The sequence below is a fragment of the Faecalispora anaeroviscerum genome, from assembly GCF_947568225.1.
Lineage (GTDB): Bacteria > Bacillota > Clostridia > Oscillospirales > Acutalibacteraceae > Faecalispora > Faecalispora anaeroviscerum.
Map to the genome: position 1 here is coordinate 2,426,005 of NZ_CANOOQ010000001.1, position 25,967 is coordinate 2,451,971.

Consider the following 25,967-nt stretch of genomic DNA (forward strand, 5'->3'; position numbering starts at 1 on the left):
TTTCCTCCCTCTGGCATTATGCCTGAATAAACTGATCCTTCGGCTCGGCGCACTCGGGGCAAACCCAGTCCTCCGGCAGGTTCCGGAACAGGGTGCCAGGTGCGATTTCGCTTTCCTCATCGCCCAGCTCCGGTATATACTCGTAGCCGCAGCCGCTGCAGACGTAACGGGGGCCGATGGGCTCGGGCTTCGGCATCTGCGGGCGCTTTATTTTTACCATGGGCGGGGCCGGCTGCTTTTCGCCGGTGCCGAGAGCCTCGGCCAGCAGGGGCAGAATCTCATTCACATCGCCGACGATACCGTAATCGCAGTTTTTGAAAATGGGGGCGTTGGCGTTCTTGTTAATTGCCACGATGATCGAGGCGTCCTTAATGCCTTTGAGGTGCTGGGTCGCACCGGAAATGCCGCAGGCAAAATATAGGTTGCCGGTGAACTTTTGGCCGGACATACCGACATAACGGTTCAGGGGAAGATATTTGAGCGTTTCCGCAACCGGGCGCGAGGAACCGACAGCGGCTCCCGCGGCTTTCGCCAGCGCTTCGATCAGCTTCATATTTTTCTTGTCTCCAATGCCCTTGCCCGCGGAAACAACGCGCTCAGCCTTCGTAATCGGGGTGTCCATCGGGATTCCGACCGTAAAGTCAAAGCCGTCCTTTTTGAGTGCTTCCGCCAAGGCCTGAACCTGTTCTTTCGCAACGCCATCGCGAAACATTACTTTCTTGCGCACTCCAGTAATCGGAGCGGGCTTCTGCATGCGGCGGTCGGCTCCGCCGGCCTTCTTGGGCGGCTTGCCCAAAATGTGGGATGCAATGACAATGCGCTGAATCTCGTTGGTTCCCTCGTAAATCGTGGTGATTTTGGCGTCGCGGTACATCCGCTCCACCTCCATCCCCTTGAGGTAGCCGGTGCCGCCAAAGATTTGGAGCGCGTCGTTCGTGACCTCGAGAGCGATGTCGGAGGCGTATTGCTTGGCCATAGCCGATTCCATGCCGTAAGGCTCGTGGTTTTCTTTCAGCTCGGCTGCGGAGTAAATTTGAAGCCGCGCGTTGCGCAGCTTGGTTGCCATATCTGCAAGCTTAAAGGAGATGGACTGCTGGAAGCCTATGGGCTTGCCGAACTGAACGCGCTCCTTCGCGTAATCCACCGCCTGGTCGAATGCACCCTGCGCGATGCCGAGCGCCTGCGAGGCAATGCCGATGCGGCCGCCGTCGAGCGTGGCCATCGCAATTTTAAAGCCCTCGCCCTCTTTGCCGAGCAGGTTTTCTTTCGGAACCTTCACGTCATTAAAGATCAGCTCGGCTGTGGAGGAGGAGCGGATGCCCATTTTGTCGTAATGGTCGCCGAATTCAAAGCCCTTCCAGCCTTTTTCTACGATGAAGGCCGAAATTCCGTGGGTACCAATGTCGGGTGTGGTCACAGCAAAGACTACGTATATATCTGCCTTGGGGGCGTTGGTAATGAAAATCTTGCCGCCGTTCAGCAGGTAATAATCGCCCTTGTCTACGGCAGTAGTCTCCGTGCCGCCGGCATCTGACCCCGCGTTTGTCTCCGTGAGGCCGAACGCGCCGAGCTTCTCGCCCTTACATAACGGGATTAAGTATTTTTTCTTCTGCGCTTCATTGCCGAAGGCAAAAATGGGCCATGTGCCTAAAGAGGTATGTGCCGAAAGAATGACTCCGGTTCCGCCGTCTACCCGAGAGAGCTCTTCTACGGCAATAGCGTAGCTCATGATATCCAGTCCCAGGCCGCCCCATTCCTTGGGGTAAGGGATGCCCAGCAGTCCCATTTTTCCCAGCTCGGCTACTGCTTCCGCCGGAAACTCGTTTTCCTTATCCAGCAGGAAGGCCAGGGGCTTGATTTGTTCCTCTGCAAAGTTCCGAACCTTCGCCCGGAGTTCCTCGTGCTGCTGTGTGGTCTTGAATAACATATTGCTTCCTCCTTTTGCGACTGTGTATCGTTAGGGTTTTTCTGCCTGTATAGAGAGAGAAGGTTCAGCTGCCAAACAAAATATGCTGCAGGGTGTGTGAATCCAGTTCGCGATTCAACGTCTGCTGAATCTGCGCAAGATGAATGTGCGCCTTGCAAAGCTCGCCTCCATGCGCCTTTCGCCACTGGCATTTATAGCCGGGAGCGGTGCAAGCACTCACAGCGGCGTCCCGTTCCATTGCGCGGATGAGCCGGTACAGCGTAACGCTGCTAAGATCGGCGGCTAAGGTGTAGCCTCCGTCGGCTCCGCGCGCGATTTGGACAAAGCCCGCTTTATCGAGTTTTTTCAGAATTTTATAGGCAAAATGCTGAGGGATTTGCTCATTTGCGGCCAGCTCTGGGGCAGTCATGCGGTTGCCGTCTGCCAATGCGCGCAGAATTCGCAGTGCATAGTCGGTCTCTTTTGTGATGAGCAAGGTGTCACCTCCACTTTCTGTCTGCATTCTAGCAAACTGGATGTTTTTTGTCAAGATTAATTTGAATAAAAAGCTGTTTTTGCAGATAAAATCAGCAAAACTTTTATCGATTTATTACAAAATTCTCTTTGAGCAAAAAATCGGGAGAAATTGAGCAGGTAGATTTTGCGTTATTTCAGCGTTGGAAACAGACTGTTATTCTCATGGGACATTTGATATTGCTTCGGACTTTTTCCGGTATGCTGTTTAAAGGAATGGCTGAAGTGGGCCAGACTGTTATAGCCGACGAGAGCGCACACATCGTCCACGGAGTATTGATTCAGGAGCAGTTCCTTCGACTTTGAAATACGGCAGCTGATGAGGTACTGGGTAGGGGTCATACCCATGACTTTTCGGAATAGCTCGCACAGATAAAATTTGTTAATATAAAATTTTTGCGATAAAAAATCTAAGGACAGCTTTTCCGTGTAATTTTTATGGATATACTGAATGATTTCGTAGATGCGGCCGTAGGTTTCAGTGTTGATAGCATCGCACAGGCTGTGCTGCCTTCGATAAATGCGGTTGATTTTGATCAGGAGCTGCCCAAATAAAAATTTCATCATCAGGTCTTGACCAAATGGCTCTTGTGGGTGGTTCTGCTCCTCTTTCAAATGGTTCTGCTGATAATTCAGCTGACTCAAAAGTACCAGAATGTCCTGTGCTTCATCCGGGTTCAGATACAACAAGCTGGCATCGGGAAAAGGGCGAAAGAAAAAGCATTCCAGCAAATTAGTGGACGCGGAGGAAAAAGGCTCGATCAGCTCCGGTTTAAAATACAGCACATAACGGTCGTTCCGTTTGGTCTGAGGCAGCATGCGGATCAGGTGTAAATCCATGTTGTTGAACAGCAGCAGCGTGTTGGGACGCAGAATATAGGTTTTATCCTGTATCATGCACTGGATATTGTCGGAGAGGTTTAGCAGGATTTCAAACACATCGTGAATATGAAAATTAATTTTTTCGCTTTGCGTGGAGACCTTGTGTTCAATTGAGAAATCGTTACTAAAATTTTCTTTATACTGAGCATAATGCCCCATGTAAACTCACCACCCGATCGCTATTTGTTTTTTACTATTATAGCAAATTAACTCGGTAAATTCTGCTGTTCAGAACGATAAAATTTTTCTCTTCAAATAGCAAAAAGGGCAGCGAGAGCTTTCTCATCGCTGTCCTTCAAAATGGTTGACTCAGAGTTTAAAGCGGGCCAAAGCATTGCAGAATTTCCAGCGGTTCGCCACCGTCGGTAAGCACGTCACAGTCGCCGGACTGTGCAGGAAAGAACACTTGCCGCCCCGGGGAGAGTGGAAGTTCCGAAGTGCCGCAGACAAGCCGGCCGCTTCCGGCTAAAACACAAAAGACGGAAAACTCACCGATTTGTTGCAGGTGCGCACGTGACGGAATCCAAAGGGAATCCATGCGGAACATGGGCGTATTGGAATAGCCGATGAGCTGTGTGCGCAGGGTGGTGTCTTCGATTTCAACCCGGCCGGGAATTTTCCATTTTTTCAGAGTGTCCTCGTCGGAATAGCCGGTGTAGCTAAAGCAGTCGAACATTTTTTCAAAGCCGAGACCCTGGTGACACATGGAGTCCGCAATGTGCAGGCCGGAGGGTGTGCTGCGCTCCACGCGGATGGTATAATCGGTCGGTTCCTGAATTTCCGCCAGAAAGCACCCCGCGCCGATGGCGTGCGGCGTGCCACCCTCAATGAGAAAGGTATTCCCGCGGCTGACCTCAAAGCGGTGCATGCATTCGAGCATACCCGGAATGTTCTGCCGCTCGAACAGCTCGCTCCAGTATTCGCGGGTAATCCCGGGTCGAAAGCCCAGATAAATCGCGGGCTTTTCTCCGTCGGTTTCCCTGCCACCAAGAATATGCCAGCATTCCGTCTTTCCGTATTCCGACTGAAACAGGGCTTTTGCCTGCTGGCGGCTGGGGTGCACCTGAATGGAAAGCCGCTCGCTGGAATCGATCAGCTTGATGAGCACGCCCATCTGCCCGTCGCGCTGTGCGGACTTTGCCCCCAGGTACGCCGCCGGATCGCTCCCGATCAGCTCCCGCAGGCTCACCTGCGGGGCTGCTTCCGGGTGGCTGAGTCCTTCGTCGGCAATCTGTTCCCGCCCGGCATTGCGCGCCGTGACGGTGGAAGCGATCCATTCCTCCGGAAAATGGGAGTCCTCCTGTACTGTTCTGCCATGCAGCGCGTCCAACAGCTTTCCGCCCAAACAGGTGCGCCAGACGCGGGGATTGTCGAGCGCGAAAGGAGCTTTGGCGAACGACGGCAGATGATCCGATGATTTCATGTTGCTCCTCCCGTCTTATACAGGTTTATGCACTTCGTCCAAGTAGATGAGTCCGCTTTCGTCTGGAATAAAGTCGATCCACAGATAATGAGCACATTGCGTTTCTCCCACAAAGACCCCGTGGTTGCTGCCGAGCGGGATATGCAAAATGGTGTTGCCTTTCATGGGGTGCTGTAAACTGTCGATTAGCAGGATGCAGTCGTTCTCTGCAAAGCTGTAAAAAAACTGGTCCAGCAGGGGATGCGAGTGCTGGCCGATCAGGTCGGTGCCGTGCGTTTCCACCGAGCCCATTGCAAAACGGGGCAGGACGCGGTGCGGTACAATCGCGCGGCTGATCGTTTTCTCGCTTTTAAAGGGATCACGGTATTTCTGCGCCTGCTCGTAGGTCTGCATAAACGGGAGAGAGGCATGTTCCATCGCCTGAACCTCATTTTCCGTCAGCAGCCAGCGTATTTCCAGCAGATGTGCGTTCTCCAGGGCTGTGATTGTTACCGCCTCCTGCGGATGCTCTACGTAGACGGCTTTTTCAGAATACACCGTCTTGTGCCCGCGTCCCCAAAACTCAATTTTGCCCTGAATCAGGAACAGCACACGCAGGGTATCACCGGTGGCCTCCAGCGTTTTGTGGCTTCCCTTTTGCAGCACGTGCAGGCAGGGAAGCGCCCCCGGAATTTCCTGCGGCAGAAGGGTCAGCTCCGCCTGTGCTGTTTTGCTCAGGTTCAAAATTTCCTGCCGGATGTCAGATGATTTCATCTTTTCCTCTCCTTTGCTAAATGCTTTGCCGTTCTTCCTCTGACGCCGCGTTGACAGCTAACACCCGATCCACCACGAGCTGTCGAAACTCCGGCGACAGCATGGAGAAGAAGGCTGTGAAGCCTGTAACGCGAACAACTAGGTCGGGATAAAGAGACGGATTTTGATGTGCCCGCAAAATTTGATCCTTATCGATAATATTGATGTTCAGCAGGGTGTTGCCCTGCTCGAGCAACGTGCGGATCAGGCTGACTATTTTATCTACGGCCTCCGGGCTGTTCGCGAGCCCGGGGTCTACCTCCAGCTGGAAGGGAGCGGTGTTGCCGTACCCCGGCTGAATGGCGGCGATTGAATTGGCGATCGCCGTGACCGCGCCGTCCTTGCGGAAGCCGGAATGAGGGTTTGCCCCGTGGCTGATCGCCTCGCCGTCGTGTCGGCCGTTCGGCGTTGCGCGCACATTGTGGCCGAATTCCAGTGTGTTCGACCAGCTGAACCAGCCGGGGATAAAGCAGATTTCGGGGTAGAGCTGGCTCTGCCCCCGAACCATTTGGGAGAACGTTTTGCTGATGCGCAGCGCCCAGTCGTCACCCGCCGTGTCTCCGCCGCAGTAGCGCTCGCTGTGCAGCATCATTTGGCGGATGTATTCTCCGTCAAAATCGGAATAGTTGAACTGCATATGGCGCGTCAAATCCTCAAAGGTGATCTTGTTTTCTTTCTCGATGCGCTGCTCACACGCGGCAAAGCTGTCTGCCACAGTGGCCAGCCCTGCTCCGTCGATACACATATTGAAATACCGCGCGCTCTTCGTAATATCACGACCCTCTTCTACGGGGCCATGGCTGAGTAGGTTGCAGATCAGCTCCGGCTCATTTTTCTCCTGATACTTTAAATGAAACAATATGCCCTTCGCGGTAGCGGCGACCGCCTTGCCCAGGTGCCGTTCAAAATACTCCCACAGCAGAGCGACCGAGGGCTGCTCCTCGTGCTTCATCATATCGTAATAGGCTACCTCAAACACTTTGGCGGCGTTGATCTTCACCAGATCGTTGAGCGTGTATTCCATGCCCGGTATGCTCATCCAGTGGCACCCGCCCGCCAGGCGGCGGCGCGCCAGTTCCTTGCTGTATCCGCATTTGACAAAGCCGTTCACCAGGCTGTTGTCTCCGGAAAAGCGCGGCCAGCCCGTTTTGTTCTTGAACAAATATTCCACGCCCTTGTGGATTAGCTCTTCATCGGAATGATCGTGCACTCGCACTGTCAGGTTGCAGGCAATGTTGATCCAGTCGGCGGCTTCCAGAATCAGGTAACTGATGCGTGAGGTCATATCCTTGCCGCTTTCATCCGGGCCGCCGAGCTGGTAATAGCGAGTGTCGTTCAGGAACAGGCAGGCAATATCAAATTTGGCCTCCTCTTCGGTGATCCTGCCCGCGGCAAGATCCGCCTCAAAAAACGGACGTAAGAGCTCATCCAGCTGCCCGCCGGAGGGGCCGCGGTTGTAAAGGCGGGAGAAAAAGCTGAACCAGCACATCCACTGAATGGCTTCGCGCATTGTAGAGGGGCTCTGATCGCTGATTTTCAGGTTGACCTGTGCCATTTCCTGAAGGTTTTTCTTGAGCGAAGGGTTGCGCTCCTGTTCTGACAGGGCATGAATCTCGCCTGCCATCCGTTTCAGGAACGCGATGATGCACTCCACGATCTGCCCCTCGCTGTCGTAGAATTCCCGGCATTCCAGGTCAGGGTTGGCGGCGCGGGCCTTCCGGAGCTTTTCCAGCAGGCCGCCCCAGCCAAGATTCAGCCCCATCTGGATATCTGGCGTAAAGTGACCGTCGCTACCGATGCCGCAGACGATATTATATTTGCTGAATTCCCGTTTTAGCTCCGGATAGGGATAATCCGGATTCCAGATCTCGCCCTTGGCGCGGGTCATGAAGAAGAAGCCTCTGCCGACGAACGCGTCCAGCGGGTCGCAGTACAGCGGGTGCTGGTTTAAAATATGGGTATAGTTCAGCGTCCAGCCGTTGTAGCCATAAAACGAGCCGTTTTCATGGGTGGGAACAAAATCAAAATGAACATTCTCCGGGGGAACCACGCGCCCGTAATCGTCTTCATCGAGGCCCCCCTCGCGGTCTATTTTCTCCTGCGTCTGGCGGAGCTTGCGCTGCTTCAACAGGCGGATGCGCTTATCATATGAGAACACTTCGTCTGCGGGAAATTCATTGAGAAACTGAAGCTGTGACATAATGACTCCTTCCTTTCTTCCGTTTTCAATCTGGCTGCCATTCTATCCATTAAGAAAATTTGATCGTAAGGTTTTTTTGTTCAAGGGCGTTCAGCAGCGGCTGTACCTGCTGCTGGGGAAGCGGCCGATGCGCAGCGAACGGGTTTTCTTGTGCGATGGCGTCGTATTTTCCGTTCCCCAGCGGGTTGAAATTGAGAAGCTCGTAATATTGGAGATTGCGCAGCCCCTGTAAAAAGTCCGCGATTCGCTCCAGGTTTTCCTCGCTGTCGGTTACGCCGGGAATCAGCGGCGTGCGCACGATAAAGGGAATGCTGAGCGTATCCAGTTCTTTGAGGTTTTTCAGAATCTGCTCGTTGCCGATTCCGGTCCAGCGCCGATGCTCCTCGCTGTCCCAAAGCTTGAGGTCGCACATCACAAGGTTTGTCTTTTTCAGGACCGGCTCCATCACGCTGAAAGGGGAGGCCAGATTGGTTTCGATCGCGGTATGAATCCCCTCCTGCCGGCATGCGTCTGTCAGGGAAAGCAGAAACTCCGGCTGGCAGAACGCCTCCCCGCCGGAAAAGGTAACGCCGCCCGTGGAATCGACATAGTACGCGCGATCCTGCAAAACCTCTCGCATGATTTCCTCCACCGACATCAGTTTCCCGGACATCTGCAGCGCCTGTGCGTAACAGACGGCGGTGCATTTGCCGCACCGGATGCACAGGCCGCGGAACAGGCGGTGCTCCCCGCCAATCAGCTTATGGGCCTTGGATGGACAGACGGAGACACATTTATAACAGTGAATACAGTTCTGCGGATAAAAAAGCAGCTCTGGCCTTCTGTCGATGGTTTCGGGATTATGGCACCACGCGCATCGCATATTGCAGCCTTTCAAAAAAACGGTGGTGCGAATGCCCGGCCCGTCGTTTAGGCTGAAGCGCTGTATGTCTGTAACCATGCCTTTCATATTTCATTCCTCCATCAAATCAACAAAAGATTGTTTGTTGATTTGATTATAGTGGATATGCCGCTTCCAAATTTTCGAAAAGAGTTTGAATATTTGCGTTTTTTAGGGTTTTGTTAAATTTCACCGGGATGCCGGGGTCGTTTGATCTGGGGCATCCGGCACGCCGCCGACCGAATAAAATACCGGCCGGCCTCATTTTCAGTGAGGCCGGCCGGTATAGAGCTAAGAGAACTTCTGCTTCTCCCCCTTTTTCTCAGATATGGCAGTTCAGCAGATGGGCTGCCCGCATAGCTGTTTCTGAATTATGGAGTGACAAGCCGAGTTGGGAAGTCATTGGTATTGTAGGCCATATTGACAGATGCACCGGAGGCCTTTGTGATTTTCACCATCAGGCGCTGGCCGGAAAATGTAGTTGCGCCAACGTTGCTAAAGGTGTATAGAGAAGGATGGTTCCCGGTGCCGGTAAGAGAGATATCTTTGGTCTGTGAGCCGATTAATGTGGCATTTGCGCCGTTAAGATCCGTTTGATACAGTTCTACCGTTACGTTGGAGGTACCCGCGGGTGCGGAGGTCCAAAGGGTAAAATCCCAGTTTCCGGCGGCATAGGTGCCGTTTAATTCCGGGCTATACCAATAAGCGGGAGTGGAGGTGATTTCACGGATCGGCTGCCAGCCGGAGATCCCGCTGTTGGCGGTCTGCAGGTTCTGGCCGCTGGGCGAAGTGCCGCTGACGCTTTGATTGTAAAAATACCAGGTTGCGCTGGGCAGATTGGGGGAGGAACCGCCGCCGGATTTGGTAAAGGGAATGGAGGCGATGAGCAGCACCTGATTGGAGGAATCCCTCAGTTCAAGCTGATAGGTGTAGCTGCCGGCCTCAATGCTGTCCAGATCGGAGGTCGCGGTCAGGGTCTGTGCATTGTCTGCCTGGGCGGTAAAGGTGGTATCCAGAAGGGTATAATTGGTGCTGCCGGTCAGCTTCATTGTGGCGCGGATCGTTTTACCCGGCAGGGTGGTGTTGACCTTTGCGTTGAAGGTGGCCTGTGTGTCCGTCGTGCTCTTGGTCAGGTAGGCCGCGGCATTCTGGTTCGCCTTGGTAACCTGGCTGAGCCCTACGGTAGGAGTATAATACTCTGTCCACTCTTTTTCCTCAAGAGGCTGCAGAGTTGCGTCGGCAAAGAATTCGGAGGAGTTTCCGCCCCAAAGTTCAATATAAGGACGTGCGGAATTGCCATAGGCGGTTTCTGGGTTAACGGCATAACTCTGGTCGTGCCCCCAGGTCCAGAGCTTCATGCCTGGTGTGGCGTTGGCGTTGTCGGCGATACGCAGAATCCCCTGCTCGTTATCGTGATTGATTACGCCCCACCAGTTGTCGGAAAGATTATTGGCATAGGCGATGCCCATGTCGTCCCAATTTGAGAAATGAGCGAGGTTGTCAAACTTGAAGATGTGATTCGAGGCGTCTACCGCTTCGTCTACGGTAGCCATCCAGGGCCACCAGTCATCTTTGCTCTTCACCTCGGTCATCGGCGCGACAATCTCCATGGAGGAGGAACCTACGGTATTGCCTGGGGTGGAGCCTGGCGCCAGCGTGTTGCAGGTCCAGTATTCATAATTGACAGCCTGATTTTTATTATTCTTCAGGTTGACCTTCATTTCCACAGACGGCTTGTCCGCGTAAACCGTGTAGGTTACCTTGCAGGTGATGCCGGTTGCGCCGTTATTAAATTTACCGGGTGTGGCTGCAAAATTAACATCGTCGGTCTTTGTCATCTGAATAGAAATTTTTTCGGAATCCTGCGCGACGACCTGATAGCTCCAGGGAGTCAGCCAGTATTTTCCGTGCTCGGGCTCAGAAAAGGTTGGCATGATTCCGCCGTAAACCATCAGCCAATTGTAATAAAAATTGTATTCGTTGATCCCATACGGAGTTCCGACAGGATTTTGGTACAAAAGCTCTTTTCCGGTTGGCTTGTAGATGAGGGAAATCAGCCTTGCGCCGTAATCCGGCAGGAACGTTGCCTTAATATAGGAATTTTCAATGACCTTGGTGTTCAGAACCTGATTGACAATGCTGGAGGAATTACCGGTATTAAAGGAATTATCAGCGTTTAATGTAAAATCAAAATGTCGGAAAGTGGTAGTGGAATCATACAGCGTCAGAGAAGGACTTTCTTCTGCGTTGGCTGTAAAAGCTACGCTTGTAGTGGAAAATGCCAGAGTCAGCGCCATTACAAGACCGGAGAGTTTCTTGAACCACGATTTCATGATTTTTCACGCTTCCTTTCTTTTTCTCAAGCTTCCTTCAATTAGGCGTTCCTGAGCTTTTGTGAGGCTAGAACATGGGTATCACCTCCTAAATGTGATTTTAAATATAAAAATATTACATAAATGGTAAATTTTGTAATTATCTTCTTGATTGCAGTATAGCTCATTTTTTCTCAATGTAAAGTACGCACATTTTTGTAACTGTCACACTAACAAAAATGTGCGTACTTTACATTCACTCCAAGATGATTATAATAATATTAAAATTAAAAAATGGTTATTTTTGGTAAATATAACAAATAGGAGCGTTGCGGGTGTCTTAGGGGGAAAGGAGGCAGAACCTTGGAGGACAGGTATCGTGTGCGGATGGAAGGAATCAAAAAAAGCTTCGGAGGCGTGAAAGCGCTGAGCGGTGTGGATTTTGCGGTAAAGCCCGGGGAAATTCATGCGCTGGTTGGCGAAAACGGGGCCGGAAAATCCACGCTGATGAAGATTTTGTCCGGCGCTTATCAAAAAGACGAAGGAACGATTTCGATCGACGGCGTGCCGGTGGAGATCGGTTCCCCCCGCAGGGGGAAAGAGCTGGGGGTCGGAATCATCTACCAGGAATTTGAGCTGGCCGGCGATTTAACGGTGGCGGAAAATATTTTTCTGGATCGCTTGAGCAGTGGAAAGCTGATCGACTGGAAGCGGCTTTATGAAAAGGCTGACGCTGTGCTAAAAAGCCTAAATTTTGAAATTAACGTGAAAAGCCGTGTGCAGGATTTGAGTGTTGCGTACCAGCAGGTAGTAGAGATTGCAAAGGTACTCTCGCAGAATGCGAAGATTCTGATTCTGGATGAGCCAACCGCCGTGCTTAGCCCGAAGGAAACTGCGGCGCTGTTTGAAACGCTGAATAAGCTGCGCGGCGAAGGGGTCAGCATCATCTACATCTCTCACCGCATGGAAGAAATTTTTCAGATTGCAGATTCCATTACAATCATGCGCGACGGCGAGGTGACCGGCACGGGCCGGCGCGACGAGCTGGAGATGAACCAGGTGATTGAGCTGATGATCGGCAGAAAGCTTTCCACCCTGTTCCCACCGCGCAGCGTGAAGATGGGGGAAGAGATTCTGCGGGTGGAGGAGCTCGAGGGCGACGTCTTTCGTCGCATCAGCTTCCGTGTACACCGCGGCGAGGTGCTGGGCATTTCTGGACTGGTGGGCAGCGGCAGAAGCGAGATCGTGCGCGCGATTTTCGGCGCGGACAGGAAAAAATCTGGAAAAGTATATTTAAACGGGCAGGAGGTTACGATCCGTTCTCCAAAGGACGCCGTGAGGCTCGGGATCGGTCTTATCCCCGAAAACCGCAAGGAGCAGGGGCTGGTGCTGGATTTTCCCATTAAGCACAACATTACAATGCCAAATATTCGCAGTGTTCGTGGAGCGCTTGGCATTATCCGGCGAGGACAGGAGAATCGCCTGGCAGAGTCGCTTGTGGAAAAGCTGACAGTGAAAACGGACAGCATCGATGCGGCGGTGCATCAGCTCAGCGGTGGCAACCAACAGAAGGTAGTGCTGGCCAAATGGTTCAACACAGATTCTCAGGTGATCATTTTCGACGAGCCGACACGTGGAGTGGACGTTGGGGCGAAAATTGAGATTTACAATCTGATCAACGAGTTTGCCAATCGGAATCTGGGCGTGATCATCATTTCGTCCGAGCTTAACGAGATTATCGGGATGTGCGACCGCACAATTGTGATCGACAACGGTGAAAAAAAGGGAGAACTGGAGAAAGAGGAGCTGTCTGAGCTGAACATTATGAAACTAGCGGTTGGAGGGAATGCGAAATGAACCATTCTGCAAGCGGTGATTTGAAGCTGCAAAGCGGGCTGAGCGGAAAATCCACAGGGCAGGCCCGTGCGTCTGAGCTTTTTAAGAAGTACATAGCTCTTGTGGTGCTTTTGCTGCTCATTATTATTTCAAGTACATTGTCGGACGCGTTTTTTACGCAGAAGAACCTTTCTAACCTACTGAGGCAGCTTTCGGGCACCACCATCGTCAGCATGGGGATGCTGCTGGTGATTCTGACCGGGGGCATTGATCTTTCGGTTGGCTCGGTGGTTGCGCTGAGCGGCGTTCTGTTCGCTTATTTTGCTGCCTTTACCAGTCTGCCGGTCGCGTTGTTGCTGACTTTTCTGTTCGCGGCACTGTGCGGTATGATTTCCGGCTATTTTTCGGCGTTTCAGAACATGGCGCCGTTTGTTGTCACGCTGGCGGTGATGTCGGCCGCGCGCGGTGTGGCTTATATTGTTTCGCGGGGAACGCCAATCCCGATTCAGAGCAGGTCGGTTTCAATTTTTGGGCAGGGCTCTTTATACTCTATCCCGTTCCCGGTGATCACGGCGCTGCTGGTATTTCTGGTGATTGCGTTTCTGCTGAAATACACCAGCTTCGGCCGGTTTGTGCAGGCGATCGGCAGCAATGAAACAGCGGTGCGCCTCTCTGGCATCCGGGTGAACTACTACAAGTGGATGGTCTACACCATTTCTGGTTTTCTGTGCGCGTTTGCCGGTATTATCAGCGACGGGCGCACCGGGGTTGGCTCACCCACCATCGGTAGCGGAATGGAGATGGACGCGATCGCAGCTTGCGTCATTGGCGGCGCCAGCCTTTCGGGCGGGCGCGGCACGGCGATTAATACGCTGGTGGGCGTTCTGATCCTTGGGCTGATCGGAAATATTATGAACCTGATGAATGTAGCGGGTTACCCGCAGCAGGTTATCAAAGGAATCATCATTATTGTCGCGGTGCTGCTGCAGGGCAGCCGCAAAAAAAATTAGCATCCGGTTACGGCAGGGGTTCGGCGAGTAGTGCCGCCGTTCAAATACCTGGACTCCCCTGCAATGGGAAGAAAACGCCCCACGCACTACCAAGGCGTTTTTCCCGGAGCGGGGATTCTGCAAGAGACAAATTAGGTGTGAATCATTTGACAGGGAGGATTGTAGTAATGAAAAACAGGAAAAAGGCGGCAGGCGTGCTGTTGGCGGCCTGCATGATGGGAACATCCTTATTCGGCTGCGCGGGCGCGGTTTCTACGGGAGAAAAGCCGGCGGCAACTCCGGCAAGCGGAACGTCTTCGTCGGCGGAAACGAAAAAGGACGTGAAAGAGCTGAAAATTGGCCTTTCGATGCAAACGTTGGGCGGCGCATATTTTGCAACGCAGGAAAGCTCCTTTAAGGAGGCCTGCGCCAAACAGGGAATCACCTGCTTTACGGCAAATGCCAACGGGGATATGACGAAGCAGCAGGCAGACATTGAAGACCTGATTGCAAAGGGCTGCGACGTGATTGTCATCAATCCTAAAGACCCCAAGGGCGCGATTCCCGCAACGCAGGAATGCACTAAGGCCGGCATTGCAGTATTCATTATGGATAATACAATTGACCCCACTGCGGATTACATTTCGATGATTCAGTCGAATAACTACGAGCTGGGCAACAAGGTTGGTATCGACCTAGCCGAGCAGTTCGGCGACAAGGAAATTAAAATCGGTTTGCTCAGCGGCAATCAGGGCAACGCGCTGGGCGTAGACAGAAGAATGGGTGTTATGAAGGGCGTTATTGAAACGCAGCTTGGCAAATCCAACAAGACTAACGTGCAGGTTCTGACGCAGGGCTGGGGCAGCTGGAACCAGGAGGGCGGCCTTTCCGCAGCGGAGGATATGCTGATGGCAGCTCCTTCCATTAACTGCATCGTCGCTGAAAACGACGACATGGCACTGGGTGCTCTGAAAGCCGTTCAGGCGGCAAAGAGAAGCGACATCGTTATTGTTGGTGTGGATGGCCAGAAGGAAATGTACCGCCTGATCAAAGAGGGCAGCCAGGTGCTGGCTACCGGCAGAAACGACCCGAAGGAATGCGCAACGCTTACACTGGAAACCGTGCTGAAATGGTACGGTGGCGAAAATGTTTCCCGAACCATTTATCTGGACCCGGTCAGCGTCAGCAAGAAAAACGTGGAGAAATACTACGACCCGAAGGCTTCCTTCTGATTAAAATTCAACAGACAGGTGAGGTGCCTTACATTGAAAATGTTTATTAATGGGGAACGTGTTGACGCAGGGAATGCGGCCACCGCCGACGTTCTGAATTCTGCAACGCAGGAATTCCTTGACACGATTCCGGTGGCGACCGCGGAGGATGTTCAGCGTGCGGTCGACGCGGCGCAGGTTGGCAAACGGGTTTGGGCGTCGACTCCCGTTCACGAGCGCTCGCGCATTTTGACAAAATGCGCGGATGCAATCGACGCCCGCAGAGAAGAGCTCGCCGTAAGTCTTTCTACCGAAATGGGAAAAATCATCCGCGAGGCGCGCGGAGAAATCCGCGTATGCGCGCAGATCTTCCGCGGCTTTGCGGAGGCTGCAAACCACCATTACGGGAAAACCATGACAGATTATCAGATTGGTACGGAAAACGATATGATTTTCACCCAGCGGGAACCGCTCGGTGTGGTTGCTTGCATCTCTCCGTTTAATTACCCGGTAGAGCTTTGCTCACAGAAAGCAGCTGCGGCTTTGGCGGCGGGGAACGCGGTCATCATTAAGCCCGCCACCGATAATCCATTGACCATTATGAAGATTGTGGAGCTTTGCCTTGACTGCGGTGTGCCCGGCAACGTGCTGCAGCTGGTGACAGGCGGCGGGGCCGTGGTGGGAGACCTGCTGGTGGGCAGCGACGGAATCAACGCGATTAGCTTGACCGGCAGCACCGCAGTTGGAAAGGGCATTGCAAAAGCCGGAGCGGAAACACTCAAGCGCATTTTTTTGGAGTTGGGCGGCAATGACCCCTTTATTGTGTTCGAGGATGCGGATATGGAGCTGGCTGTGGCCGATGCGGTGCAGGGGCGTGTGCAGAACGCGGGGCAAACCTGCTGTGCACCAAAACGTTTTCTGGTGCAGAACTCCGTCAAGGAGGAATTTATCCGCCGGGTGATCGAAAGGCTGGAGCATCTCAGGCTGGGCAGCCCGCTCGACGAAGCGACGGAGTTCGGTTCGCTGATCAGCCCCAGGGCCGCGCAGGAGGTTCAAAGGCAGGTAGATTACACCGTGGAACAGGGGGCGAGTCTCCTGTACGGCGGCAGCGTTTACAACGAGTCGTACTTTGAGCCGACCGTTCTCGATCAGGTGACGCCCGAGATGGATGTCGCCTGCGACATGGAAATTTTCGGGCCTGTCCTCCCGATCATCGGGTTCGATACGGAGGAGGAAGCGATTCAAATCGCGAACCATACCATTTACGGATTGCAGGCCGGCGTAATGAGCCGCGACATGAAAAAGGTAATGCGGGTTGCATCACAGCTGGAGTGCGGCGGAGTCGTCATTAACGGCTCGGGCAATTACCGCCATACCGACCAGCCCTTCGGCGGGTGGAAAATGAGCGGAGTCGGCCGGGAAGGAATCAGTGTCACGCTGGATGAAATGACGCAGGAAAAATCCTATATTCTGAAAAATATTTTACACGCGTAACCCTCCTGAGTGATAGCATAGATTGTACCAATGCCAAATAAGGCTCATTACAAACGGTGATGGGTCTTATTTGGCATTCCTGTTTGAAAATATTCAATTGATCTCCCTTATTTTTATTTACTTTTTCAAAATACTGCCTTATACTGGTTACAAAGAGCATGAAAAAGGATGCAGAAAAGATCTTCAGAAAAGGGAGGCCATTGTTTTGGTACTGACGCTAAGGCAGAGTCTTCAGAAACGGCTTTTGAACGGAGAGTACAACTGCGAAAAAGAACTTACGCTCTCTTTGATGAGCGGCAAATGGAAAATTGTGATTTTGTGGCACCTTGGGCACGAAGGCCCGCTTCGGTACGGGGAGCTGTTCCGGCTGTTTAAGAACATCAGCAACCGGATTCTGACCAAACAGCTGCGTGAGCTGGAGCAGGATGGGATCATTTACCGGAATGTATTTGATGAAGTTCCGCCCAAAGTGGAGTACCACCTAACAGAGCTTGGCAGAACTTTGGTGCCGATTGTAGACGAAATGTTTGAGTGGGGAAAGACGAATATGCGGTATTATGCGGAGCTTGCGAAAAAAAACATCCAGAGCGATCCTAATTGTGAGGAAAAAGAGGAAGAGGAGAATTGACAGACGGGCCTGCAATTCTGGGTCTAAATCTTGCAATGAAATGGCTGCTGCACATAAAACAATGATACAAAAAAGGCGTCGGAAAGAATTCTTTCCGGCGCCTTTTGACTTTTGATTAATTGTAGAAGCGGAAACTGAATCCAAACGTAAATTCGGCCTGACCATGAAATGAATCAGAACCTGATGTTAATGAAGGGTCAAAAGGAGCGTACCCGTTCTCCCGGCCATTGACGTGGTGGCTTGTTTTCTTTAGTATAGAATCAAACTGGATCTATTGTTTTGACTTGCACGTTGACTTGTATTTTATTATTAATGACATTTTCAAATTTTATAAAATTTAAGTGATACTGAAAGAGCCACACCAAACAACCAATAAGTGGCTGTCTGGTGTGGCTTTTCTATGGCGTCCCCGGCGCGATTTGAACGCGCGGCCTTTCGCTTAGGAGGCGAACGCTCTATCCAGCTGAGCTACGGAGACAGATAGGAAGGGATGCAAACAACACTCTGCCCTGCTGGGCGATTAACTGTTACATTTTACAGCAGGACAGGGTGTTTGTCAACATTATTCCAGCCGGTTGAACGAGTAGCGGAGCACGCGCTCCAGCCGCTGCCGCGCCTTTTTCAGGTGCCGGCTGACGGTCGATTCGTGGATGCAAAGCTCCTGTGCCGCCTGCCGCGCAGTGAGACCCTCAAAAAAGCAGAGCTGCACGCACTGCCGCTGCCGGTCGGTCAGCTCGCCTTCCATGGCTCGGTTTAGTGTATGCAGCATACGGTGGTATTCCGCATCTGCCGATTCTCCCTGGCGGCGGTACTCCTGAATTCCGGCGAGGCTCTCCGTAAACTGGTCAAGGGATAAGCGTTTCTTTCTCACGGTGCGCCCCCCTTTCTCTTGCATAGCTTTGCAGCAGCCGCCCGGTTTCCCGGCAGTCCAAATACATCGAGTACATCATCACAATCCGTTCGTTCAGGGCTTTGGCTGCATTGGGAGTAGCCGTTTTCAGCTGGTGCCTCAAAAAGTCTACTCTGGCCTTGAGCACATTGGCCTCCTGCAGGTATTCTTCTCCCCAACTCATAAAATCCATGTCATTTCTCCTTTTGTATACACGAAACGTGTAGTTTAAATGACAAAGCACGGCAGAGTGGAATGAAATTACCGGGGCTTGTCAGATTTCATCATAGCATAGTGATACCCGCACTGCAACAGAAACTATAAACAAATGTTCGATAAAGTTATCACAGGGAGATAAATGGGACAATGGTTAAGTTTGGAATAAAATTTTTCAAATTAATCTTGAAAAAACACGAAATGTGTGATAGAATGCCCCCATGAAAGAGCACGGCCGCAAACGGTAAAGCCGTTTGAACGGGCGTCGCGCCGTCCGCCTAGCGCGGGGGCGCTCCGGACGGGGCGAGGCGAAATTTTGGAATGGGTGAGTGCTATGTTTGGGGTGGAACTGAAAAAGTTACGGACAGAATACGGCCTGACGCAGGCGCAGCTGGCAAAGCGTCTCGGCGTTTCCGCCTCGGCGGTGGGCATGTACGAGCAGGGGCGGCGCGAGCCGGACAGCGAGCTTCTGGCCCGTTTGGCGCGCATGTTCCACGTTAGCACTGACACGCTGCTTGGTGTTCGGGAGGAGTCGCAGACGCAGCAGGAGGTCAATACTGTAATCGACCGCTTTACGAATATCCTCAAAAATCAGCAGGGGCTGATGTTTAACGGTGCACCCCTTTCTGAGTCGGATCGCGAAAAAATAGTGAATGCAATCCGGGTAGCGGCAGCGATCGCCATTCCGGAGGAGGGAGAAAATGACGAATCAAAGGATTGAACGGCTGGTGCGTTCGCTCAGGCTGCGGTTTGGCGGCGACGTTTTTGAGCTGTGCGATCATTTGGGCATCCCTGTGTTGTGGCAGGAACTGCCCCGGTCGGTCAATGGCTTCTGCCTTTGCTTTCAGCAGCGGTTTACCATTGTGCTGAATCTCTCTGTGCCAATGGAGCTGCGCTCCTATGTGTGCGCGCATGAGCTGGGGCATGTGCTGCTGCACGGAAAAACGAATGCGCTAGCGCTCGAGGAGCTGACAAATCTGTGTATGCCGCGGTTGGAAAATCAGGCGGATTATTTTGCCGCCTGCCTTTTGCTGCAGGACAGTCTGCCGGACTGGAGAGAGTGGTACAGCCCGCTGACGGTGGAGCGTGTGGCCCAGCTTTCGGGCTTGCCGGCACGCGTGGTGAACCTTTGTGTGGGCGACGGCCATGCGCTCGTTTCCTGAAATGAGGTTTCTAAAAATAAATTCACAAAAATTTTCTGTTATTCCGGGGCCTTTTGCGATATAATAAGGGCAGCATTTGAAAAAAATTGCCGTTTCGGCCGGGTAACCCGGCAATTCAAACGGAACGGTGCAGTTGATAAAGGAGAAGCTATGAAAATTTTATCTTCCGTCGCATCCAATGTGACAAAAGCGATTGATTTTGTAGTGGAAGCCAACCGAAAGAACGCGCTGATTAACCGGATCAAGGCTGTGGTACGTTGCGAGGAAAAGAACATCGACCGCGCGTATATTGCTCTGGGAAAATACTATTTCAACAATCTGCGTGACAAAAATCTGGAGGAAACGGAACGCCACTGTTTGTCCCTGGAAAATTCCCGCCGCCGTTTGGATCGTGCTCTGACCCGTTTGGAGGAGTTGACCGACGAGGATGAGGACGATTACGACGAGTACGAGGATTATGAGGACTGCTATGCCTGCCAGGCGCACGATGCGGAGTTTGACAGCTACGATGGCGACACGTATGAGGATGAGCGCGAGCTGCGAGAGGTAGACGGGGTCGGGGGTCACCATGCTCACGCAACGTCGGAATACGACGATGAGTTCAGTGTCTCACAGACAAAGACATCCGGTGAAGCAGCCGACGAGGAAGACGGCAGTGTGATCCCCCCCACCGAAGAATAAGGGTGCGCGGTATGAAACCATTGATCGTCTGTTTTTCCCAAACCGGGAAAACAAAAAAGCTGTGTGGCTGCATGGCAAAATCGCTGGACGCCGATTTTGTGGAGCTGAAAGAAATTGCCCACCGGGGTCTGGCGAGCGCATATACGCTGGGCGTGTATGACGCGATCCGCCGCAAGAGCGGAGATATTCTTCCCGTGGATGCCGATATTTCCGTTTATGATACCCTGATTGTAGCGTCACCGGTTTGGGCCGGGAATCTTACGCCTGCAATGAACGATTTTATTCGGGAATATGATCTGCGCGGCAAAACGGTATACGGATTGATGACCCACGCCGGCGGCTCGGGTGAGGCCGTGAACCTGATGCGCCAGGAGCTGGAACAGGCTGGAGCGGTTTGCCCCGATGTGCTGGATTTGCAGGCAAACCGGGAACTGATTTACGATGTGAAGGCGGAGCGAAAAGCGTTCCGCCTGACAGACGACGGTAAGCTGGAGCTGCGGGAGCAGGACGGAGACAAGAACAATGATCAAAAAAATACTGCTGGGAATGAGCGGCGGGGTTGATAGCTCTGTCGCTGCTCTTTTGCTGCAGAAACAGGGCTATGAGGTCACGGGTGTGACAATGCGTCTGCGCCCGGACGAGTACATGTGCAGCAGCCAGAGCGGTGGATGCTGTTCTTTGGATGACATAGATGACGCGCGCCGCGTTTGTTACCGGCTGGGGATTGAGCATCTGGTGATGAATTTCACCGAGGAATTCCAGCGCGATGTGATCGAACCCTTTGCGAGGGACTACCAGGTCGGGCGTACCCCGAACCCCTGCATCAACTGTAACCGGTATTTAAAGTTTGAGGAAATGCTGCGCCGGGCGCGGCAGCTTGGCTTTGACGCTGTTGCCACCGGGCATTACGCGATTGTGCGGCAGGATAAAAATGGCCGGTGGCTGCTGTATCGCTCACCCGCCGGAAAAGACCAGAGCTATGTGCTGTATTCCATGACGCAGTATCAGCTGGCGCATACACTGTTCCCGCTGGGGGAGCTGGAAAAACCTGAGGTGCGCCGTATGGCGCAGGAGGCCGGGCTGCCTGTGGCGAAAAAGCCCGACAGTCAGGAAATTTGCTTTGTGGAAAACAAGGATTACGCCGGGTTTATTCGCCAATATACGGGCAAAGAGCTGCCCAAGGGCGATTTTGTGAATGCCGAGGGCCATGTGCTTGGGCGCCATAGGGGAATCACTCATTATACTGTAGGCCAGCGCAAGGGGCTTGGAATCAGCTTTCCGCAGCCGATGTATGTGACTAAAATCGACGCCGAACACAACCGGATTGTTCTGGGGCCGGAGGGCAGCCAGTACGCTTCGGAGCTGATTGCCGGTGATTTAAACTGGATTGCCTTCGACGAGCCACCGGCTGAGTTGCATGTGCAGGCCAAGGTTCGCTACCAGGCCAGGCCCGCGACCGCGCGGGTATTGCCCGATGCACAGGGACAGGTGCGCGTGCTGTTTGACGAGCCGCAGCGCGCCGTTACACCAGGACAAGCAGTCGTTTTCTACCAGGAAAATTTGGTAGTGGGCGGCGGAACGATATTATAATCAAAAGCAATGGGGTGTGATCATGGCAGCCTGTATCACAAAAGAGCTTAGCTGCCCCGGCTGCGGGGCTGTGAACAAAAGCCGCATGTGGATCGAGATCGACGCTTCGGCCGATCCGGAGCAGCGGGAGCGGATTTTAAATGAAACCTTTTTCTCATGGGAGTGCCCGGATTGCAGCTACCAGGCGCAGATGGTATACCCCTGCCTGTATCATGATCAGGAGCGCGGTTTTTTGATCTGCCTTTCGCCGCCAGGGCGCACTCAACAGGTGGTTGAGGCTGAGCGGCGGCACCCGGCCCTTGCTGGGCTGAAAAAACGGCTGGTGCTTACGCCCGCAGAGCTGAAGGAAAAAGTGATGATCTTCGAAAGCGGTTTGAATGACGTGGCGCTGGAGATGGTCAAGCTGGCGCTGCAGGAGCTGACCGAGCGCAAACAGCAAACGCGGGTGGACAAAATGTTCTTTTTAACAGAAAGCAAAGAGCTGGACTACCTGGGCTTTTCCATGTTTTTGCAAGGGGAAGAAAAGCCGGTATATCAGGGAGTGTGGCTGGAAGTATATGAAAAATCGCTTCGCGCCGCGGAGCGTGTGGATTTTCACGAATCTGGCTTTCAGCTGGTAGATCTGGCGTTGGCCAGAACGCTGCTGGAGCAATAAAAAGGGATATTCGTGTCTTTCCCCGCCTTCGGCGGAGAAAGACACATCAATATTTCTTGCGGGGAAACACTTTCAACCGGAGAAGGGGAACAAATCAGATTATGTGTGGAATATGCGGATTTACAGGCGAAATTGTTGACAGGGAGGCCGTGCTGAAAAGCATGACCGACCAAATCATACACCGTGGGCCGGACAGCAGCGGTGCTTTTCAGACAGAGGATATCTCGATGGGATTCCGCCGCCTGAGCATTATCGACGTGTCGTCTACGGGTGATCAGCCGATTTTTAACGAGGATAAAACGCTGGTGCTCACCTTCAACGGTGAGATTTATAACTACCAGAAGCTGCGCGCGGAGCTGATTGAGAAGGGTCATATCTTTAGGACACAAACGGATTCCGAGGTGCTGATCCACGGGTTTGAGGAGTGGCAGGAAGACCTGCTCAACCGCCTGCGCGGCATGTTTACGTTTGCAATCTGGAACACAAAGGACAAGTCCCTGTTTATCGCGCGGGATTTCTTCGGCATCAAGCCCCTGCACTACACGATGGTGGGGAATCACTTTGTGTATGGCTCTGAGATCAAGAGCATTCTGGAGTTCCCGGGCTTTGAGAAAAAACTGGATTACGATACACTGAACAACTACCTGTCGTTTCAGTACGCCGTTCCGCCCAAAACGTTCTTTGAGGGCGTTTCGTGTCTGCTGCCCGCCCATTACCTGTGGCTGCGCGACGGCCAGGTGACCACCACCCGTTACTGGGAGCCGCGCTTTGAGCCGGATGAGTCCCTCTCGGAGGAGGAAGCGGTTGATCGCATTGAAAAGGTGTTCGAGGAATCCGTCGAGTGCCACAAGATCAGCGACGTAGAGGTCGGCTGCTTTCTGTCCAGCGGCGTGGATTCGAGCTATGTGGCGACGTACTTCCCGGGGCAGAAAACCTTTACCGTCGGCTTTGATTTTGGCGAGAAGTACAACGAGATTGACTGGGCGGAGAGTCTCTCAAAGGAGATCGGCGTTGAGCACCACAAAAAGCTGATTACCTCGGAGGAGTTTTGGGGCAACATTAAAAAGGTGCAGTACCATATGGATCAGCCGCTGGCTGACCCGTCGTGCATTGCACTGTTCTTTGTTTCGAAGCTTGCGAGCGAGTATGTGAAGGTGGTTTTGTCCGGAGAGGGTGCCGACGAGCTGTTCGGCGGCTACACCGTTTACAACGAGCCGGATGTATTCCGGAATTACCATAAGCTGCCCCAATGGCTGCGCACGTTTTTGCGCCGCGTGGTGCAGAAGGTGCCGTGGCATTTTGTCGGACAGGGCTTTATTACGCGCGGCGAGTTTCCCACGAACGACAGCTTTATCGGCAACGCCAAAATGTTCGGCTACGAGGATAAGCTGCGCCTGCTCAGGGATCCGTCCATCGCGACGCGTCCGCAGACGATCACCAAGCCGTATTACGACCGTGTGAAGGATTTGGACGACGTGACCCGCATGCAGTATCTTGACATCAATCTGTGGATGGTGGGCGATATTTTGCTCAAAGCCGACCGCATGAGCATGGCGAACTCTTTGGAGCTGCGCGTGCCGTTCCTCGATAAAGAGGTGTTCCGTGTGGCGGCGTCGATTCCGAAGAGCCTGCGCCTGAAAAACAACACCACCAAATACGCCATGCGTCAGGCGGCGCTGCGGCATCTGCCCGCCCGCACCGCGGAGAAGAAGAAGCTTGGCTTCCCGGTGCCTACCCGTGTGTGGCTGCGTGACGAGCGGTATTATAAAATCGTGAAGGATGCATTTTCGTCTGATCTGGCCAAGCAGTTCTTCCATACTGAGGAGCTTCTGCACTACTTGGACGAGCACTTCAAGGGCCGTCGGGATTACAGCCGCCGCATTTGGACGGTATTTGTGTTCCTGCTGTGGTATCAGGTCTATTTTGAGGGCGCCGGCCACGAAGAGGGCGACATGCCTGATTTTTCTAGCAATCAGAAATAATGCTCCAAGGTTACACGATCTTTGAACAATAGAACAAGCGGCGGACACTTCGACGGGCAGAAGTGTCCGCCGCTTGTTTGCAAAAGAGAAAAAAGAGTGAGTTCCTTGACTGACAGTTAGATTTTATATATAATGAGAGGGAAAAACAGGAAATTTGTGATATATCGTCCAATCAGTGAAATAGAGAAAAGCGCCTGCGGGGAGCGGGCATGAATGCAGGGAGGATCAGAGCCATGAAAAAAACGCGCAAAAAATGGATTGCAGCGGTGTTGTCGCTGGGGTTGATGTGGACTGCAGTGCCTTTTCAGACAGCTCAGGCTGCGACGAGCGAGCAAACCGTGGATGTTGATATAACAAGCACTTCCAGTTTTAAATTTACTGCGGCGACGCTTTCAGAGATTGAATATATCCTGACAAATGACCGCGAAAATGTGAGGGTTCAGCTGAATTTTGAATCCACTTCCGCTACTTCCAAGGCGGTGCAGGATATGAGCTCGATCACAGTGCCGAAATCTACGCTGCAGGCAATTGAAAAAAGTGGGAAGAAAGCCACATTTGAAATCTACTCCCAAAGCGGCGATATGGAATATGCCTGGGAATTCAGCAGCGGGAAAATGGATACCCTCACGGACATTAATTTAGCGCTGAAGGTTGCTAATGTTTCCACTGTGACGCTGACAGACCCCATTACTGTTAACAGTGCGGTAATCCAGATGAAACATACGGCAGCTCTGCCGAAAAACACGGTTCTGATTCTCCCGATGGACAAAGGCGATGATACCAAAACCACCTATCCTGTTTTCTACGATCTGGACAACGCAGAGCAGAACTCTTTTTATCTGTATAAGCTTTCCGGCTCGAAGCTTTCGTACGTGACAGGTTCGAAATTCAAGCTGAATGATGACGATGAATTTAAGGTTGGTATTTCCAATGGCGGATCTTATGTGCTTACTCCCACCAATTTGGGGCTTTCCGGTTCCGGCTCCAGCGGAAACATCAGCTCTGGTTCTACCACGGATTCGGTGCAGCTGAGCGGCTATTCCGGTACGGTTGCGGTGGGCGGAACTACTTCCATTTTCATTCAGAAGCCTACCTCCGGTACATTTACGGTAACGTCGGGCAATCCCAATGTTGCACAGGTGCTGGGGTCGGGAGCCTCGGTGAACGGCGGTACCCAATACCAGGTGCAGGGCCTTTCCGCAGGTACGTCGGTGTTTACCGTAAAATCCTCCAACGGAACCAGCACCAGCTATACACTGACGGTATCGTCAGCAGCAACACCGACGACAAAGAGCGGGTGGGTCATGATCGATACCGATAGCTATCAGTTCGCGCCGGGCAATATTTACGATTATAAGGTAACGCTTTCGGGCGCTGCCGCCAGCGAGGTGCAGACGGCTTCCAGCCGACCGCACATTGCATCGGTGAAGGAGCTGCGCCGCGAGACCAGAAGCGATGGTTTGGTGGATGTGTATTACCGCATCACCGCTCTCCGGGCCAGCGCCGACCCCACCACCGTGAGTTCTACCGTGCGGGGCGTGCATTCCTCCATTCGGGTGATGGTGACGGCCGGAATCAAGCAGAACGGTGTCGCGGCTCGTAATCTGAGCTATTTTACTTCCTGAAAGCGACCCCACACCGCGAGAAAATAAAATCGACACGCCAAAACCTTGTTTTGGCGTGTCTTTCTATTTGCAACTGCTA

At 52.7% G+C, this 25,967-nt stretch carries 23 protein-coding genes and 1 tRNA gene; 13 read left to right on the top strand and 11 right to left on the bottom strand.

The window, feature by feature from the left end:
- Window positions 1–16: 16 nt before the first annotated feature.
- From QOS46_RS12035 to QOS46_RS12070, 8 genes are all read right to left on the bottom strand, one after another.
- Complete coding sequence (locus QOS46_RS12035; protein WP_283610061.1) at window positions 17–1,927, bottom strand: acyl-CoA dehydrogenase family protein; 1,911 nt, start codon at window positions 1,925–1,927, stop codon at window positions 17–19.
- Window positions 1,928–1,991: 64 nt separating this feature from the next.
- Complete coding sequence (locus QOS46_RS12040; RefSeq protein ID WP_283610063.1) at window positions 1,992–2,402, bottom strand: RrF2 family transcriptional regulator; 411 nt, start codon at window positions 2,400–2,402, stop codon at window positions 1,992–1,994.
- 170 nt (window positions 2,403–2,572) lie between these two features.
- Window positions 2,573–3,481: an AraC family transcriptional regulator gene (locus QOS46_RS12045; protein WP_283610065.1), complete on the bottom strand. Its 909-nt coding sequence runs from the start codon at window positions 3,479–3,481 to the stop codon at window positions 2,573–2,575.
- A gap of 157 nt (window positions 3,482–3,638) precedes the next feature.
- Window positions 3,639–4,745: a type I phosphomannose isomerase catalytic subunit gene (locus QOS46_RS12050; RefSeq protein WP_283610067.1), complete on the bottom strand. Its 1,107-nt coding sequence runs from the start codon at window positions 4,743–4,745 to the stop codon at window positions 3,639–3,641.
- Window positions 4,746–4,760: 15 nt separating this feature from the next.
- A complete protein-coding gene (locus QOS46_RS12055; protein ID WP_283610068.1) occupies window positions 4,761–5,498 on the bottom strand; it encodes a cupin domain-containing protein in 738 nt (245 codons plus the stop codon).
- 16 nt (window positions 5,499–5,514) lie between these two features.
- Window positions 5,515–7,737: a pyruvate formate lyase family protein gene (locus tag QOS46_RS12060; RefSeq protein WP_283610069.1), complete on the bottom strand. Its 2,223-nt coding sequence runs from the start codon at window positions 7,735–7,737 to the stop codon at window positions 5,515–5,517.
- Window positions 7,738–7,786: 49 nt separating this feature from the next.
- Window positions 7,787–8,686, bottom strand: a complete 900-nt coding sequence (locus QOS46_RS12065; protein WP_283610070.1) for a glycyl-radical enzyme activating protein — start codon at window positions 8,684–8,686, stop codon at window positions 7,787–7,789.
- A gap of 302 nt (window positions 8,687–8,988) precedes the next feature.
- Window positions 8,989–10,950, bottom strand: coding sequence for a DUF5107 domain-containing protein (locus QOS46_RS12070; RefSeq protein WP_283610072.1), 1,962 nt, complete (start codon window positions 10,948–10,950; stop codon window positions 8,989–8,991).
- 342 nt (window positions 10,951–11,292) lie between these two features.
- On the opposite strand from QOS46_RS12070, the gene QOS46_RS12075 reads away from it, so the two are divergent.
- The 5 genes from QOS46_RS12075 (at window position 11,293) to QOS46_RS12095 (ending at window position 17,087) form a co-directional block, all read left to right on the top strand.
- Window positions 11,293–12,786: a sugar ABC transporter ATP-binding protein gene (locus QOS46_RS12075; protein WP_283610074.1), complete on the top strand. Its 1,494-nt coding sequence runs from the start codon at window positions 11,293–11,295 to the stop codon at window positions 12,784–12,786.
- Window positions 12,783–13,775 (top strand): ABC transporter permease, encoded by a 993-nt coding sequence (locus tag QOS46_RS12080; protein WP_283610076.1) that lies wholly within the window; start codon window positions 12,783–12,785, stop codon window positions 13,773–13,775. Before QOS46_RS12075 ends, QOS46_RS12080 begins: the two co-directional genes overlap by 4 nt.
- Window positions 13,776–13,942: 167 nt before the next feature.
- Window positions 13,943–14,986 carry a substrate-binding domain-containing protein gene (locus QOS46_RS12085; RefSeq protein ID WP_283610078.1) on the top strand — a complete coding sequence of 348 codons (1,044 nt, stop codon included), beginning with the start codon at window positions 13,943–13,945 and terminating at the stop codon, window positions 14,984–14,986.
- Window positions 14,987–15,025: 39 nt separating this feature from the next.
- On the top strand, window positions 15,026–16,459 hold the full coding sequence (locus QOS46_RS12090) for an aldehyde dehydrogenase family protein (RefSeq protein ID WP_326521354.1): 1,434 nt from the start codon (window positions 15,026–15,028) through the stop codon (window positions 16,457–16,459).
- Window positions 16,460–16,664: 205 nt separating this feature from the next.
- Window positions 16,665–17,087, top strand: a complete 423-nt coding sequence (locus tag QOS46_RS12095) for a winged helix-turn-helix transcriptional regulator (RefSeq protein ID WP_326521346.1) — start codon at window positions 16,665–16,667, stop codon at window positions 17,085–17,087.
- 401 nt (window positions 17,088–17,488) lie between these two features.
- Here the strand turns inward: QOS46_RS12095 and QOS46_RS12100 are convergent.
- The 3 genes from QOS46_RS12100 to QOS46_RS12110 form a co-directional block, all read right to left on the bottom strand.
- Window positions 17,489–17,565, bottom strand: a tRNA-Arg gene (locus tag QOS46_RS12100).
- Window positions 17,566–17,649: 84 nt separating this feature from the next.
- Window positions 17,650–17,958 (bottom strand): RNA polymerase sigma factor, encoded by a 309-nt coding sequence (locus QOS46_RS12105; RefSeq protein WP_283610082.1) that lies wholly within the window; start codon window positions 17,956–17,958, stop codon window positions 17,650–17,652.
- On the bottom strand, window positions 17,933–18,169 hold the full coding sequence (locus tag QOS46_RS12110) for a hypothetical protein (protein ID WP_283610085.1): 237 nt from the start codon (window positions 18,167–18,169) through the stop codon (window positions 17,933–17,935). The genes QOS46_RS12105 and QOS46_RS12110 overlap by 26 nt, the downstream gene beginning before the upstream one ends.
- 348 nt (window positions 18,170–18,517) lie before the next feature.
- Here QOS46_RS12110 and QOS46_RS12115 point away from each other — a divergent pair, with 348 nt between their 5' ends.
- From QOS46_RS12115 to QOS46_RS12150, 8 genes are all read left to right on the top strand, one after another.
- On the top strand, window positions 18,518–18,913 hold the full coding sequence (locus QOS46_RS12115) for a helix-turn-helix domain-containing protein (RefSeq protein WP_283610837.1): 396 nt from the start codon (window positions 18,518–18,520) through the stop codon (window positions 18,911–18,913).
- Window positions 18,894–19,355 carry an ImmA/IrrE family metallo-endopeptidase gene (locus QOS46_RS12120; protein ID WP_283610086.1) on the top strand — a complete coding sequence of 154 codons (462 nt, stop codon included), beginning with the start codon at window positions 18,894–18,896 and terminating at the stop codon, window positions 19,353–19,355. Before QOS46_RS12115 ends, QOS46_RS12120 begins: the two co-directional genes overlap by 20 nt.
- A 150-nt stretch (window positions 19,356–19,505) precedes the next feature.
- On the top strand, window positions 19,506–20,036 hold the full coding sequence (locus QOS46_RS12125; protein ID WP_283610087.1) for a hypothetical protein: 531 nt from the start codon (window positions 19,506–19,508) through the stop codon (window positions 20,034–20,036).
- Between the two features lie 11 nt (window positions 20,037–20,047).
- Entirely contained in the window at window positions 20,048–20,599 is a 552-nt protein-coding gene (locus tag QOS46_RS12130) for a flavodoxin family protein (protein ID WP_283610088.1), read from the top strand.
- Window positions 20,559–21,626 carry a tRNA 2-thiouridine(34) synthase MnmA gene (gene mnmA, locus QOS46_RS12135; RefSeq protein ID WP_283610089.1) on the top strand — a complete coding sequence of 356 codons (1,068 nt, stop codon included), beginning with the start codon at window positions 20,559–20,561 and terminating at the stop codon, window positions 21,624–21,626. The genes QOS46_RS12130 and mnmA overlap by 41 nt, the downstream gene beginning before the upstream one ends.
- A gap of 22 nt (window positions 21,627–21,648) precedes the next feature.
- A complete protein-coding gene (locus tag QOS46_RS12140; RefSeq protein WP_283610090.1) occupies window positions 21,649–22,281 on the top strand; it encodes a CpXC domain-containing protein in 633 nt (210 codons plus the stop codon).
- A 101-nt stretch (window positions 22,282–22,382) separates the two neighbouring features.
- A complete protein-coding gene (gene asnB, locus QOS46_RS12145) occupies window positions 22,383–24,263 on the top strand; it encodes an asparagine synthase (glutamine-hydrolyzing) (RefSeq protein ID WP_283610091.1) in 1,881 nt (626 codons plus the stop codon).
- 233 nt (window positions 24,264–24,496) lie between these two features.
- Complete coding sequence (locus tag QOS46_RS12150) at window positions 24,497–25,888, top strand: hypothetical protein (RefSeq protein ID WP_283610092.1); 1,392 nt, start codon at window positions 24,497–24,499, stop codon at window positions 25,886–25,888.
- The last annotated feature ends 79 nt before the right edge of the window (window positions 25,889–25,967 follow it).